The organism is Trinickia soli, from assembly GCF_002879855.1.
GTDB lineage: Bacteria > Pseudomonadota > Gammaproteobacteria > Burkholderiales > Burkholderiaceae > Trinickia > Trinickia soli.
In genome coordinates this window covers 13,854-26,783 of sequence record NZ_PNYB01000033.1, presented here as the reverse complement: position 1 = coordinate 26,783, position 12,930 = coordinate 13,854, and the positions used below count along the sequence as shown (strand labels likewise).

Sequence of the window (12,930 nt, the reverse complement as noted above, 5' to 3'; positions counted from 1 at the left end):
GCGGCATCGATCTCGATGTCCCGCGCGCCACCTGTGGTTCGATCAGGAGATAGTCGTGTCTCACCTCGTCACTCATCGCACCGATAGCGCCGGCCAGCCGGGTGCACGCGACGGTATCCCGCCCATGCCGCGCGCCGGCCGCCCGGCAGGACGAGGACAGCGCCGCGTCTCGCCCACCGCGCGTCGGCAACGTCGTGCGGCCTGCCTGTTTCTCGCGCCCGCCTGTTTGATGGTGGCGATATACGTCGTCTGGCCCGTGCTGTCGACGATACGCCTGAGCTTTTACAACTGGGACGGCATGACCGACGCCACGTTCGTCGGGCTGGCCAATTACATCGAGTTGTTTCACGCTCCCACGTTCTATACCGCACTGAAGAACAACGTCATCTGGCTTGCGCTGTTTCTACTTGCACCGCCGATGGGGCTCGCGATCGCGCTATACCTCAATCAGGCGGTGGCCGGTATTCGCATCGTCAAATCGCTTTTCTTCGCACCGTTCGTGCTGTCGGGCGTGGTGGTCGGGCTGATATTTTCCTGGTTCTACGACCCCACGTTCGGCCTGCTCGCGCTCGTCGTCGGTCACGGCATTCCGGTTCTCGGCGATCCGCGCTATGCGACGCTTGGCATCATTTTCGCCGCGCTGTGGCCGCAAACGGCCTACTGCATGATTCTGTATCTCACCGGTCTGACGACGCTGAGCAGCGAGCAAATCGAAGCGGCCCGAATGGAAGGCGCCAAGGGATGGTCGCTGCTGTGGCACGTCGTCCTTCCGCAACTGAGACCTACCACGTTCATGGCGATTGTCGTCACCGTGATCGGCGCACTACGCAGCTTCGATCTGATTTCGGTGATGACGGGCGGCGGCCCGTTCGAGAGTTCGACCGTGCTCGCGTATTACATGTACGACCAGGCCATCAAGTACTACCGCCTCGGATACTCGGCCGCGATCGCAGTCGTCCTGTTCGCGATCATGCTGCTTTACATCGTCTATCAATTGCGGCGGTTGCTCAGGAACGAACGTTAAGGAGTGCTGATCATGTTTCCCATGCCCGTCGATAAGTGGAAGCGCACATCGCGCCGCGCGTATAAGTTGTCGCTGCCGGTGGCGCTCGCGATCTGGTTGCTGCCTATGATCGCCGTGATGGTGACCTCGGTGAGATCGTCGGAAGAGTTGAGCGAAGGCAATTATTGGGGATGGCCCAAGCACTTCGCGCTCATCGACAACTATCGCGAAGCGCTGACCACGTCGCCGATGCTGCACTACTTCTGGAACAGCGTGCAGATCACGTTGCCTGCGGTGGCCGGTGCGATTGCGCTCGCCGCGATGGCCGGCTTCGCGTTGGCCATCTATCGCTTCCCCGGCAATTCGGCCTTGTTCGCAACATTTGTTGCCGGCAACTTCGTGCCGATTCAGGTGCTGATGATTCCCGTGCGCGATCTATCGTTGAAGCTTGGCTTGTACAACTCCGTAGGCGGGCTGATTCTGTTTCATCTCTCGTTTCAAACCGGCTTTTGCGCGCTGTTTCTGCGCAATTTCATCAAGCAGCTGCCATTCGAACTAATCGAAGCCGCACGCATCGAAGGGGCAAACGAATGGACTGTGTTCTATCGGATCGTACTGCCGTTGATTCGACCGGCATTGGCCGCATTGGCGATTCTCGTGTTCACTTTCGTGTGGAACGATTACTTCTGGGCGCTCTGTCTGACGCAAGGCGACGATGCGGCGCCGATCACCGTGGGCGTCGCTGCGCTCAAGGGGCAATGGACGACAGCATGGAATCTCGTCTCGGCGGGGTCGATTCTGGCGGCGTTACCATCGGTCGCGATGTTCTTCGCCATGCAGAAGCACTTTGTCGCGGGCCTTACATTCGGGGCGACGAAGGGGTGAGCGGGCCGGGCCGATCAAACTCCTCCACGAGGAATGCGATGAACGCCCTGATCTTCGGCGCCACGTGTTGCCGCGACGAATAGATGGCATAGAGCGTGGTTTCCACGGGCGACCAATCTTCCAGCACGGCCTGCAGCCTGCCTTCCCGCAAGTCGTCTTCGACATAGGGGCGAGGGATCAGGCTCACGCCGAAACCTGCGCGCAGTGCGTCGCGAACTGCAAGGCTCGACGACACCGAATAGCGCGGCTCAACCGCGATTCTTTCTACCTGCTCGCCCCTTGTGAATTCCCAGAAGTCGGCATGCCCCGACAGGCTGAAGCGAACGCAATTGAGCGACTTCAAATCCGACGGCGTTCGAGGCATGCCGTAGGCCTCGAAGTACGAAGGCGCGCCGCACAGCACATGCTGCATGACCGTGAGCTTCTTGGCGATCAGGCTTGAATCCTCGATATTGTCGCTGCCGCGAATCGCCAGATCGAAGCCCTCGCGGACGAGATCGACGCGCCTGTCGTCGAGATGCAGATCGAGCTTCAGGCCCGGGTGCTGCGCGAGAAAGCGAGGGATCGCCGTCGACAGCCATGTCAGGGTGACTGTCAGCGGCGCGGAGACTTTGAGCGTGCCGGTGGGGGCCGTTTTGATCGGCGATAGCGCTTCATCGGCTTCGGCCAATGCGTCGAGCCCGCGCGTGATGTGCTCCAGATAAATCCTGCCCTCTTGCGTGAGCGCCATTCGCCGCGTGGTCCGGTTGATGAGCCGTATGCCCACCGACGCCTCCAATTCGGCGACGTTCTTGCTGATGGCGGCCGACGAAAGGCCGAGCCTGCGCCCCGCTTCCGCGAAGCTGTTCAACTCTGCAACGTAACGAAAAACCAATAACGCGGTATAGCGATCCATCGATAATTCACCGTCGGTAGATAATGTTCTTCCCGGACGTGCATTATCATCCAATGGTGATTTTTGTATCCTTGCGGAGTCGTTTTTTGCAAGGGACGTAATGAAGATCAACGCCGTGCTCTCTCTCATCGACAAGCGCATTTCGGCCGATCATTTCGATGCATCGCATGCGATGTCGGATGCGCTGATCGGCGAGCTCGTGCGCCTCGCGACGCGCGCGCCCACCGCTTATAACCTTCAAAACTGGCGCTTCATTGCCGTCAAGACGAGCGACTCGAAGGCAAGATTGCGCGCGCTTGCGTATAACCAGGCAAAGGTTTCGGATGCAGCCGTGACCTTTATCGTCTGCGGTCTGTTGCCTGATCACACGACGCTTGCCGAACGCCTTGCGCCTTTCGTCGAAGCCGGCCATATGCGCGCCGAAGTCTCCGCCAGTTGGCAGGACGGGGCGCGCACGAAATATGCAGATCCGCAGGAAGCGCGCGACGAAGCCTTGCGCTCGGCCAGCCTCGGCGCCGCCACGCTGATGTATGCAGCGCAAGGGATGGGCTTCGCGTCGAGTCCGATGGGTGGGTTCGACGCCGCAGGTGTTGCGCGAGCGTTCGGGCTCCAACCCGACGAAGTGCCGGTCATGCTTGTTCCCATTGGACGGCCGGCGCCCGGCAATAGACCACAGAAGCCGCGCCGGCCGATTACCGAAATACTAAAGATCGCATGAGAAACAATGGATCCGATGTGCTGCTGACGGCGATCGCGCCTATCGTATGGGGCAGCACGTATATCGTCACTACGCAGTTTCTGCCGGACTTTTCGCCTATATCGGTGGCGATGTTGCGTGCGTTGCCGGCCGGTTTGCTGCTGCTGTTGATCGTGCGCCAGTTGCCGCGAGGCATCTGGTGGTTACGCACGTTCGTCCTCGGCGCGCTCAACATCTCGATCTTTCTGAGCATGCTGTTCGTGGCGGCGTACCGGCTTCCCGGCGGCGTTGCGGGCACCGTCGCGGCCGTGCAACCGCTATTCGCCGTGTTCCTGGCGAGGCTGTTGTTGTCGAGCCCGATTCGTCCCTTGTCGATCGTTGCCGCGCTCGTCGGCATCGCCGGCGTGGCTTTGCTCGTATTGACGCCGCGTGCCGCGCTCGATCCAATCGGTATCGCGGCGGGGCTGGCGGGTGCTGCTTCGATGGCCGTCGGCAACATTCTCACGCGCAAGTGGCAACCGCCTGTCTCTTTGCTGACGTTCACGGCCTGGCAACTGACGGCGGGGGGCGTCTTGTTGGTCCCGGTCGTGCTTGCCTTCGCGCCTCATTTGCCTGCGCCCACCGCCGTCAATCTGGCAGGACTGGCGTGGCTCGGATTGATCGGTGCGGCGCTGACGTATGTGCTCTGGTTCAGGGGCATTGCAAAGCTCGATTCATCGGTGGTTTCGCCGCTGCTCTTTATCAGCCCTCTTACAGCGGTAATACTGGGGTGGACGTTTCTGGGTCAAACGCTTAGCCCGATCCAGCTCGCCGGTGTAGGATTCGTGATCGGCAGCATCTGGCTTAGCCAACGGCCTGCGCGTTGAGTCGACTGGTGGCTGCCGTTTGCCTTCCTTCATTCAACCCACCGAGAGAAAATCGCCATGCGACTCGTGCGCCTTGCTTTTACGCTGCTCGCTATTCTCGCTTCCTCGTCCGCGCTGGCCAAGATGGTCGCGCAACCGGTCAGCTGGACGCTCGACGGGACCACGTTCAAGAGCTTTCTTGTTTATGACGATGCCACGCAAGCAAAGCGGCCTGGCTTGGTGATGGTGCCGAACTGGTCCGGCGTCAACGATATTGCCATTGCGAAGGCAAAGCGGATCGCCGGCAAAGACTATGTCATCTTGCTTACCGATATGTACGGTGCGGCGGTGCGGCCGAAAAACGACGAAGAAGCCAAAGCCGCGGTGGGGCCGCTTTATCACGATCGAAGCGTGATGCGCAAACGCGTTGGCGAGGCTTTCGCGCAGTTGAAGGCTGCGGCTGCGCATGCGCCCATTGATCCCTCGCGGCTGGCGGCTATCGGGTTTTGTTTCGGCGGTGCCGTTGTGCTTGATTTAGCGCGCAGCGGGTCCGACGCGAAGGCAGTGGTCGCGTTTCATGGGGATTTGAGCACCGACGATCCTTCGCTGGCTTCGAATATCAAAGCGCGCGTACTGGCGATAAATGGCTCCGATGATGCGTTCACCATGCCGGATGTTCCCAAGTTCACCGAAGAAATGAAGCATGACCCCGCCGACTGGCAGTTCGTGGAGATCGGGCATGTCGTGCATTGCTTCACTGAGACCGAAGCGACGGCGAAGACCGGCAATTGCCGATACGACGCGAAGGCCGCGGCTCGCTCGTACGTGATGATGCGGGATTGGTTGAAGGAGAGTTTTGGAGGGGAGTGACGGCGCCCGTGTAGCCTGGCCTGGCCTACCCTAACCAAACCGCCCCACCCCAAACGGCGCAGGGTCGACCACGGGCCGCGTTCCCGTCATCATCTCCGCAATGAGCCTGCCGGTCACGGGTCCGAGTGTCAGCCCATGGTGCGCGTGGCCAAACGCAAACCACATGCCCTTATGTCTCGGCGCCGGCCCGATGATCGGCAGCATGTCGGGCGTGCAGGGGCGACACCCGAGCCAGGGCTCCGCATCCAAGCGCTCACCCAGCGGAAAGACGTCACGCGCGAACGGCTCAACCGCGTCAAGTTGGACCGGCGTCTTGCGCGTGTCGCGATAGCCAAGTTCGGCGCCCGTCGTCAGCCGGATGCCACGCGTCATCGGCGCGATCAGGTAGCCGATTTCCGCATCGAGCACAGGCTGATTCAGGTGCGCGCCACTCTGTGCCGCATAGTGCATGTGATATCCGCGCTTCACTTCAAGCGGAAGGTCATAGCCGAAGGTGCGCACAAGATCTTTCGACCACGGCCCGAGCGCGACCACGACGGACTCCGCTTCGATCGGCCCTGCCTGCGTCATCACCCTCCACGAAGGTTCAAGCGTGCCGGCGTCGCCGATGAATACCCGCCCGCCCAGTTGCTCGAAGAGGTTCGCATACGCGGTGACGAGACCGCCCGGATCGCTGACCGAATCCGACGACGTAAAACGCACCCCACCAATGAGCACCGAACCCAACGAGGGCTCGGCCGCATGCAGCGCCTCGCGATCGAGTCCTTCGTATGCAACGTCGTACTCGTCATGCCAGCGCCGCGCGTCGTCCAGTGTTTTCTGCAGCGCCTCTCTGGTGCGAAAGACCTTGATCCAACCGCCCTTGCGCAACAGCGATTGCGCACCGGCCGCTTCGATCAACGCACGATGCTCGGTCACGCAGTGCTCGATGAGCGTCGAGTAAACGCGCGCAATCCGCGCATGCCGATCAGGCCGAGAGTTGTACCAGTACCGATAAAGGAATGGCAACAGCTTCGGCATCGCGGCGGGATGATAGCGGACATCCGTCGCCCGATTGCCGGCGTAATGCACGAGCGAAGCAAGATCCCGCGGAAATGCGTAGGGATAAACGCCTTCGCGCTGGATCAAGCCGGCGTTTCCAAATGATGTCTCCTGCCCCGGCGCTTTTCGGTCGACGAGTGCGACAGACACATTGCGACGCTGCAACTGCAACGCCACTGAGACGCCGACAATGCCACCGCCCAGCACGAGGGTATCAACCTTCATCGTTACGAGTCCTGTAGAAGAACGCGCCCTGTGCGCGTCCGACGCCACCGATAGTAGTGCTCGCGGGCGATTCCGTCGATATGCTCGCTTGTCGGATCTGGCTCAATCGCATGGAGTACCATTCCGACGACAGCGCAGCGCAGCGTCCCCCGCGCGCCATGTTCGCATGCAATGAATACGAACCGTGTGTCGACGGAAAGGAGAACGGTAAATGGAGGCAGTGACATCCCCAAAGGGTGGCGCGGAGATTCCGGCGATCGTGCCGGCACAAACCGCACTCATCGTCATGCACTATCAGACCGACATCGTCGGGCTTTTTCCGTCAGTCGCGCCAACCCTGCTTGCCAATACGCGCCAACTTTGCGATGCCGCACGGGCCCAGGGCGTCAGTGTCTATTTCGCCAATCTTCGGTTCGCGCCCGGCTATCCGGAAGTCAGCCCACTGAACAAAAACGGGCAAGGCATCAAACGATTGGGTCGCTTCGTCGAAGATCGCACTGCACCCGAGTTGGACCCACAGTCCAGCGAGCCGTTGATCATCGCGCACCGCGCGAGCGTGTTTTATGGCACTGATCTCGAAGTGCGGCTCTCCGCGAAAGGCATCAATTCGTTGATCATGGTCGGCATCGCGTCGACAGGGGTCATGCTGTCTTCAATCGCATATGCAAGCGACGCCGACTACCGCCTGTTCACCGTCAAGGACTGTTGTTACGACCCGGATGAGGTTGTACACGAACACTTGTTCGCAACCGCATTCGAATCGCGCACTACGGTGCTATCGCTCGGCGAAGCATTGCGGATGCTCGGGGCGAATCAGCATCGATGGTCATAGTTCACCGACGTACTCGCCGCGCGCCGGATAGTCATGCTCGATCATGAAATCGACAGCCTGGAGCAGCCCTTTAAAATCAGGCCGCACGAACGGCATCGACTGCACGGACAAATAGTAGATGGTCCGGTCTGGACGCAGCAAAAACAGACCAGGCTCGGAGAACATTGCGGGCTCGTCGATTCCAATGGATGTCTTGCCGCGCGATGTCGAAATAAAGAGGCCCCACCTGCGCGCCTCAGATAAAGCGAGTCCATAACCGAATCGCAAATTGTTCGCTGCAATCTTTTGCTGCATCGCACGCGCACGAGGCTCGCTATCGGAACTGATGGCAATCGTCGTGATTCCACGCGCAGCGAATTCCGGCGTCAGGCGCTCCAATTCCTTTAGATACATTGCGCAGATCGGGCAATGAAGACCGCGGTAAAAGCAGATCAACGTCATTCGCTCCGGCGCCTCCAAGGCGAGATCGAACGAGCCGTGGTCCAGGGTTTCAACGACAAGGCCGGGTGCCATTTGGCGGGGTACAAGCATGGCGCAACTCCTTTCCGATGGATAGTTCGCGCCGATTGACGCGATGGCTTGACTCTCGCATACTTTCTGAAATGAAAAATCCAGAAAACATGACCGAAAGTCCAGCGATGCGTCCCGCCCTGCCGCCCAGAGCCGATCGGTTGTCCGCCTTTTTCCGCGCATTCGATTTGTCGGTCAGCGTGTCGGACCGCCCGGCGCCCGATTCGGATGCGAGGCTCCTTGTCATTGGCGACACGCGGCAGCCGGCGCAGCAACTCGTTCTCTATACAGGCTCGCCCGCGGGCCCGCAGGTCGAGCGCAACGCGTGCGTCCGAGCTTCGGTCACGTTCGGTGGCCCGACGAATCCGCTGATCGCCGCTTTGCCGAAACAGGTCACGCTCGACCTGAGCGAATCGCCGGTTCTGCAAGCAGTGACGCATGCATTCGTGGAAGAAGCGTTGAATGCGCGGTGCGGACAAAGCGCAGTGATCGGCCGGCTATGCGAGGTGATGTTGCTGATGGTTTTGCGGCAGGTCATCGAGGCTGGCGCGACCACACCCGGCCTGCTTGCCGGGCTTTCGCACCCTGCCCTTCATCGCGCGCTCGTTGCGATGCACGACGCACCGGACAGGCCTTGGCGAGTGGAAGATCTCGCCTCTGTCTCCGGTATGTCGCGTAGCCAATTCATGGCGTCGTTTCGGCAAACCGTAGGTACCACACCCAGCGCATACCTCACTGCGTGGCGTCTGATGCTGGGTCGTCGCGCCCTGGCCGGTGGCGGAAAGATCAAGACCGTTGCGCAGCGGGTTGGCTTTGGCAGTGCGGCAGCATTTTCGCGGGCGTATACGCGCGCGTATGGGTGTCCGCCCATCGCGACGCGCCCGAGCTAAGCTGCACGAGGCGCGATTAACGCCCCGCGGTGCAGGGTCTGTCGAAGGCGTGCCTCAAGGCCGGCCGCGATGAGCTTCGCGCAGCCGCGCCCAAGGTTGGCTACGTTCTCAGCAATTGCCTTTCTTGGCCTGTCCCGGCGGACAGAACCCATTGCCGGGGCCGCCCTGCGGACGCACGACCACACCCGGTTCGTCCGGCATGTATACGGCGCACCCGGTCAGTACGCCCGAAGCAATCGCCAAAGTGATGATGATTTTTTTCATGTTGATCCCCGAAGCGAAGGGGCGATTGCCCCTTCGTCGATCATGCCGTTGTTAGAAAGAGAAGTTCACGTTGGTCTGACTGCCGCTCGAAATGTTGACGGCGGTCGATTGCGTGACGCCGGAGGAAGCATCCGCTTCGATGGTGTAGTGGCCCGCCGACGTCGTCGCGGCAATCAGCCCGACGGGCAAGGTGGCGCTATAGGCACCCACCATGGGCGCCGCAACGGGCAAGCTCATCGTATAGACGCCCGTATCGAGGTTCGCATTCGCCGAGCCGATCTCATAGACACCCGCCGACGTTGTCTGCAGCGCACGCAGGTTGGCCATCGCAGACGCGGTCACGGTGCCGCTCACCGAATTCATTGTCGAAGCGGGAAGCGTGATGGGTTGGGCTGCCGTCGATACATGGGTCGTTGCCCCAACGGTCACAGGCACCGAGGAGATGATCCCTGTCGTTTCGTTCGGTTGCACAACCACGATGTCGTAGTTGCCGTTCGTCGAGCTTTGGACCAGCGTCGAGAACACGAAGTGGCCCGTGCTATCGGCCACCGTACCGCTTACCACTTTGCCGTTCTGCTCCGCATACACCGTCGCGCCGGCCTCGGCCGTGGCGACATAGCCGTCGATCAGACCGGTGACGGTCGTGGGCGTGGCAGTAATCACGGGTTTCAAAGCGTACGAGCCGTTGCCCATCTGGACGACTGACTTGCAGGCGTTAAAGTCGAGCACGAGATCGACCGTCGAGTTCGCGGCAACGTCGAAGGGACGAATGATCTTGAGGCCGCTTTGCGTTGCGCTCGGCGTCGCAAGCGCTTGTTCGGTCGTCGTTCCCGACACGACGACCGAATTGGCCAGCGTGTTGCCCTGGTTCTGGGCAAGGACGAGCCGAATCTGCTGGTATTGGCCTGCCGGTAACGTCGCCTGGCCGAGGGTGGCCATCGTGCCGTTCGTCAGTGCCAGGAGATCGATTTTTTGCGGAGTAGCAAGCGTGATGTCGGTCCATCCGCCATCGCTGTCGGCGGCCGTCGAACTGGCGTTGATCCGCACCTTGCTTACTGTTGTGTAGACATGGTCGAAGCCGCATGAAGGGGCATCGGTCATCTGAACGTTCACGGTGCCGGTCGGGGTGCTCCCACCGCCCCCACCACCGCAGGCCGCGAGCGCGGCCGACATGACAATTGCGACTGTGAGCGCTTTCCGCATCCCGTTCATTTCCACCACCTTGAATTCTGTCTTGGTGCGCGAAGCATAGCGCCGCGGAATGCAAGTGATCTTGTCAGATTGCAACATTCAGTAAATGTTGCGGCAAAGCGTTAAACTGGCCGCGGCAGATGACCTTTATACCTGCATCTGCTTTAACTGGATCGCCGTAGGATGACATGCGTGGCTTTCGGGGACGCGACGGAATCAACGCATTCGTACCCCAGCGCCCGCAGGTCGATTCCTTCGAACAGCGATTCTCCCCTGCCGAGCAAGACCGGCGTGACAGCGAGGTGCAGTTCATCGATCAGGCCTTCACGGAGATACTGGCGGATCGTATTGGGCCCGCCGCCAATACGCACGTCCATCGAGCCAGCGGCCTCGCGTGCACGATCGAGCGCCTCGCGAATGCCGCCCGTGACGAAGTGGAACGTCGTGCCGCCCTCCATCTCGATGGAAGGCCGCGCATGATGGGTCAGGACGAAGACCGGAACGTGATACGGCGGGTTGTCTCCCCACCAGCCCTTCCAGTTGGCGTCGGGCCAGTCCCCGCGGATGGGGCCGAACATGTTCCTTCCGAGAATCCAGGCCCCGACGTTCTCGAAGCCACGCGCGGCGAAATCATCGTCAACGCCGGTCGTGCCTTCATCCTTGCCGAACAAGGTACGCTGGAACGTGCGTGTCGGGACCAGCCATTGATGCAGTTCCGTGCCGCCGGCACCGAGCGGATGGTTGATGTCTTGATTCGGACCCGCTCCGTATCCGTCGAGCGAGAGGGTGAAGCCGTTCACACGAACTCGTGCCATCCTTTGCCTCCGTTTCAAACGCCAGCCATGGCGAAGATGTGAAGAACGCGTTAGCAAAAACCGACGGCAACGCATTCGAAGCTACGAAAGTCGACCCAACTGGCCGCGCAGCCGATCGATCTCGCCTTTGGAAAAGGACTGCTCGATCTGGCATGCGTCCGCTCCCAGATAGGGAACGCTTTGGCGAGCAATCGCTGCGCCCGGTGTCAGGCTGAGCCGCGCGACCCGGTTCACGCGCCCGCTACCACGCAGCAGATGCTCGACGAGCGCGGGTACTGCGACGCTTTGCAAACCGGCGCTCAGGCCAACTGCCTACCGGCAGCGTGCCAACGCTACGCGTATTTATCGCCCACTGTACTGCGAATAGGATGCGTGTCATAGACGATGATCATCCGCTCGATGCGGCCGCTTTCATCGAATTCGAACACATCGACGCATTCGAATTTCACCGTAGAGCCGTCTTTCAATCCCCAGTCGTAGACAAAGTAACCGGTCGCACGTCGGGCTCCCGTCGTGCTGACGCAGATGTCGATGGGCGTAATCCGGCTTTCTCCCGACGCTGCTTCGACCTTCGCAAAAAATGGCGCGGGATGCATCCACCCAAGAAACGGTGAGAAGATCTGTGCGTCCGGCGTGAACAACGCACAGATCGCAGCGACATCGCCGCGCTCCAATTCGCTCAGGTAGGTGCGAATCTGCCGTGTATATAGTGCTTCCATTGATGAGGCCACCCTCACTCTCCTATCGAAAGATTCTCAACCCGGGACGAGCCGTGCTCGAATCGACGCCTTGCGCCACGACACCGTAACATGACATTGCAGCAGGCGACTCGCGGATGGCAACGACTGCCCGCGCCAAATTTGCCTGCACCATCACGCGATGATACGGCGCAATTGTCGCAAGATAGATTCACCGCAGTCTGTTATCGCAATGCACCACGGTGCTCGCGAGCAGCGCTCGAATGCAGCGAAACTAGGGGGACACGGCACCGCGCGCGTTGCGCCGGATGGCTTGCGGCGGAAGGTGCAACTCGCGCATGAACGCTTCGCGCATATGGCGGCGGTCGCGGAAGCCCGTTTCCTTCGCGATCACATCGAGCGGGTGTCTGCTTTGCTCGATCATCAATCGCGCTGCCTCTATGCGCAACTTCTCGATCGCCTTGGCTGGAGGCTGCCCCGTTTCGAGTGTGAACACACGGCTGAACTGGCGCGGACTCAGATGAACGCTCTCGGCCAGTTCTTGAACCGTGAGCGACTGCCTCAGATTGTTACGCGCATAGTTCAGCGCGTTCTGGATACGATCGGACTTCGGCGCAAGGTCCAACATTTCGGAATGTTGCGACTGGCCGCCCGAGCGGCGCTGCTGCATGACCAGCTTATGTGCAACCGATCGCGCCACTGCCGGGTCGAGGTCCGTTTCCACCATCGCGAGCGCCAGATCAAGACCCGCAGTCATGCCAGCCGAAGTCCAGATGGGCCCGTCAATAATGTAGATACGATCCTCCTCGACACGGATGTCAGGAAATCGCTTCTGCATTTCTCGTGCATATGCCCAGTGTGTGGTGGCATGCCGCTGGGCGAGCAAGCCCGCCTCCGCCAGCACAAATCCGCCCGTGCAGATCCCTGCGATTCGCCTCGCGCGTTCGCTCGCCTTGCGTAGAAACCTGAGGGTTTTGTCTTCAGCCGGTGAACTGAGCGGATCGTTAACGCCGGCGACGATCCACGTGTCGATATCGATCCGACCGCGCAGCGATCGCGTGCCTACCGCCATGCCGAGCGATGAACGTATCTCGCCACCTGGTATCGAGAAATTTTCGAGTGCATAGAACGACTCGCCCACCACGACGTTGGCGTATTCAAAAACCGATTGCGCCGCGAGGGCCATGATCTGGAAGCCGTCACTGAGCAGGAAGCCGATCCGGTGCATGCCCGCGCTCCGTTAAGTCATGGCATGAATCATACCTATCT

General features: G+C 60.5%; 16 protein-coding genes. 7 read left to right on the top strand and 9 right to left on the bottom strand.

Annotated features, from left to right (window positions below):
* Positions 1–55 precede the first annotated feature (55 nt).
* Together C0Z19_RS25380 and C0Z19_RS25375 are read left to right on the top strand one after the other, a co-directional pair.
* Entirely contained in the window at positions 56–1,024 is a 969-nt protein-coding gene (locus C0Z19_RS25380) for a carbohydrate ABC transporter permease (protein WP_425330315.1), read from the top strand.
* Positions 1,025–1,036: 12 nt separating this feature from the next.
* Positions 1,037–1,888 carry a carbohydrate ABC transporter permease gene (locus C0Z19_RS25375; protein ID WP_102612625.1) on the top strand — a complete coding sequence of 284 codons (852 nt, stop codon included), beginning with the start codon at positions 1,037–1,039 and terminating at the stop codon, positions 1,886–1,888.
* On the opposite strand, the gene C0Z19_RS25370 is transcribed toward C0Z19_RS25375, so the two are convergent.
* Positions 1,863–2,783: a LysR family transcriptional regulator gene (locus C0Z19_RS25370; RefSeq protein WP_102612598.1), complete on the bottom strand. Its 921-nt coding sequence runs from the start codon at positions 2,781–2,783 to the stop codon at positions 1,863–1,865. The genes C0Z19_RS25375 and C0Z19_RS25370 overlap by 26 nt on opposite strands.
* A gap of 100 nt (positions 2,784–2,883) precedes the next feature.
* Here C0Z19_RS25370 and C0Z19_RS25365 point away from each other — a divergent pair, with 100 nt between their 5' ends.
* From C0Z19_RS25365 to C0Z19_RS25355, 3 genes are read left to right on the top strand one after another with little or no spacing between them, the layout of a single operon-like run.
* Positions 2,884–3,501 carry a nitroreductase family protein gene (locus tag C0Z19_RS25365; protein ID WP_102612597.1) on the top strand — a complete coding sequence of 206 codons (618 nt, stop codon included), beginning with the start codon at positions 2,884–2,886 and terminating at the stop codon, positions 3,499–3,501.
* On the top strand, positions 3,498–4,346 hold the full coding sequence (locus C0Z19_RS25360; protein ID WP_102612596.1) for an EamA family transporter: 849 nt from the start codon (positions 3,498–3,500) through the stop codon (positions 4,344–4,346). Before C0Z19_RS25365 ends, C0Z19_RS25360 begins: the two co-directional genes overlap by 4 nt.
* A gap of 57 nt (positions 4,347–4,403) precedes the next feature.
* Entirely contained in the window at positions 4,404–5,195 is a 792-nt protein-coding gene (locus tag C0Z19_RS25355; protein WP_102612595.1) for a dienelactone hydrolase family protein, read from the top strand.
* A gap of 30 nt (positions 5,196–5,225) precedes the next feature.
* On the opposite strand, the gene C0Z19_RS25350 is transcribed toward C0Z19_RS25355, so the two are convergent.
* Entirely contained in the window at positions 5,226–6,461 is a 1,236-nt protein-coding gene (locus C0Z19_RS25350) for an NAD(P)/FAD-dependent oxidoreductase (protein ID WP_102612594.1), read from the bottom strand.
* A 211-nt stretch (positions 6,462–6,672) separates the two neighbouring features.
* Here C0Z19_RS25350 and C0Z19_RS25345 point away from each other — a divergent pair, with 211 nt between their 5' ends.
* Positions 6,673–7,293 carry a cysteine hydrolase family protein gene (locus C0Z19_RS25345; RefSeq protein WP_102612593.1) on the top strand — a complete coding sequence of 207 codons (621 nt, stop codon included), beginning with the start codon at positions 6,673–6,675 and terminating at the stop codon, positions 7,291–7,293.
* On the opposite strand, the gene C0Z19_RS25340 is transcribed toward C0Z19_RS25345, so the two are convergent.
* Positions 7,288–7,986, bottom strand: a complete 699-nt coding sequence (locus tag C0Z19_RS25340; RefSeq protein ID WP_233196282.1) for a peroxiredoxin-like family protein — start codon at positions 7,984–7,986, stop codon at positions 7,288–7,290. The genes C0Z19_RS25345 and C0Z19_RS25340 overlap by 6 nt on opposite strands.
* Here C0Z19_RS25340 and C0Z19_RS25335 point away from each other — a divergent pair.
* Entirely contained in the window at positions 7,965–8,693 is a 729-nt protein-coding gene (locus tag C0Z19_RS25335) for an AraC family transcriptional regulator (protein WP_233196281.1), read from the top strand. The genes C0Z19_RS25340 and C0Z19_RS25335 overlap by 22 nt on opposite strands.
* Before the next feature lie 108 nt (positions 8,694–8,801).
* On the opposite strand, the gene C0Z19_RS25330 is transcribed toward C0Z19_RS25335, so the two are convergent.
* The 6 genes from C0Z19_RS25330 to C0Z19_RS25300 all read right to left on the bottom strand — a co-directional run bounded on the left by C0Z19_RS25330 (position 8,802) and on the right by C0Z19_RS25300 (position 12,889).
* A complete protein-coding gene (locus C0Z19_RS25330; protein ID WP_102612591.1) occupies positions 8,802–8,957 on the bottom strand; it encodes a hypothetical protein in 156 nt (51 codons plus the stop codon).
* A gap of 51 nt (positions 8,958–9,008) precedes the next feature.
* The gene (locus tag C0Z19_RS25325; RefSeq protein ID WP_102612623.1) at positions 9,009–10,169 is read right to left on the bottom strand and encodes a DUF4382 domain-containing protein; all 1,161 of its coding nucleotides are present in this window, start codon (positions 10,167–10,169) and stop codon (positions 9,009–9,011) included.
* A gap of 143 nt (positions 10,170–10,312) precedes the next feature.
* Entirely contained in the window at positions 10,313–10,963 is a 651-nt protein-coding gene (locus tag C0Z19_RS25320; RefSeq protein WP_102612590.1) for a dihydrofolate reductase family protein, read from the bottom strand.
* An 81-nt stretch (positions 10,964–11,044) separates the two neighbouring features.
* Positions 11,045–11,254 carry a hypothetical protein gene (locus C0Z19_RS25315; protein ID WP_102612589.1) on the bottom strand — a complete coding sequence of 70 codons (210 nt, stop codon included), beginning with the start codon at positions 11,252–11,254 and terminating at the stop codon, positions 11,045–11,047.
* 41 nt (positions 11,255–11,295) lie between these two features.
* Positions 11,296–11,694 (bottom strand): nuclear transport factor 2 family protein, encoded by a 399-nt coding sequence (locus tag C0Z19_RS25310; protein ID WP_175084101.1) that lies wholly within the window; start codon positions 11,692–11,694, stop codon positions 11,296–11,298.
* 241 nt (positions 11,695–11,935) lie between these two features.
* Positions 11,936–12,889 (bottom strand): GlxA family transcriptional regulator, encoded by a 954-nt coding sequence (locus tag C0Z19_RS25300; protein ID WP_102612587.1) that lies wholly within the window; start codon positions 12,887–12,889, stop codon positions 11,936–11,938.
* Between the last annotated feature and the right edge of the window lie 41 nt (positions 12,890–12,930).

Excerpts from the sequence above, each read along its gene's own strand:
- C0Z19_RS25360 (WP_102612596.1), top strand. The coding sequence starts at position 3,498 with ATGAGAAACAATGGATCCGATGTGCTGCTGACGGCGATCGCGCCTATC.
- C0Z19_RS25355 (WP_102612595.1), top strand. The coding sequence starts at position 4,404 with ATGCGACTCGTGCGCCTTGCTTTTACGCTGCTCGCTATTCTCGCTTCC.
- C0Z19_RS25300 (WP_102612587.1), bottom strand. The coding sequence starts at position 12,889 with ATGCACCGGATCGGCTTCCTGCTCAGTGACGGCTTCCAGATCATGGCC.
- C0Z19_RS25375 (WP_102612625.1), top strand. The coding sequence starts at position 1,037 with ATGTTTCCCATGCCCGTCGATAAGTGGAAGCGCACATCGCGCCGCGCG.
- C0Z19_RS25345 (WP_102612593.1), top strand. The coding sequence starts at position 6,673 with ATGGAGGCAGTGACATCCCCAAAGGGTGGCGCGGAGATTCCGGCGATC.
- C0Z19_RS25330 (WP_102612591.1), bottom strand. The coding sequence starts at position 8,957 with ATGAAAAAAATCATCATCACTTTGGCGATTGCTTCGGGCGTACTGACC.
- C0Z19_RS25365 (WP_102612597.1), top strand. The coding sequence starts at position 2,884 with ATGAAGATCAACGCCGTGCTCTCTCTCATCGACAAGCGCATTTCGGCC.
- C0Z19_RS25325 (WP_102612623.1), bottom strand. The coding sequence starts at position 10,169 with ATGAACGGGATGCGGAAAGCGCTCACAGTCGCAATTGTCATGTCGGCC.
- C0Z19_RS25370 (WP_102612598.1), bottom strand. The coding sequence starts at position 2,783 with ATGGATCGCTATACCGCGTTATTGGTTTTTCGTTACGTTGCAGAGTTG.
- C0Z19_RS25350 (WP_102612594.1), bottom strand. The coding sequence starts at position 6,461 with ATGAAGGTTGATACCCTCGTGCTGGGCGGTGGCATTGTCGGCGTCTCA.
- C0Z19_RS25340 (WP_233196282.1), bottom strand. The coding sequence starts at position 7,986 with ATGCGCGGAAAAAGGCGGACAACCGATCGGCTCTGGGCGGCAGGGCGG.
- C0Z19_RS25320 (WP_102612590.1), bottom strand. The coding sequence starts at position 10,963 with ATGGCACGAGTTCGTGTGAACGGCTTCACCCTCTCGCTCGACGGATAC.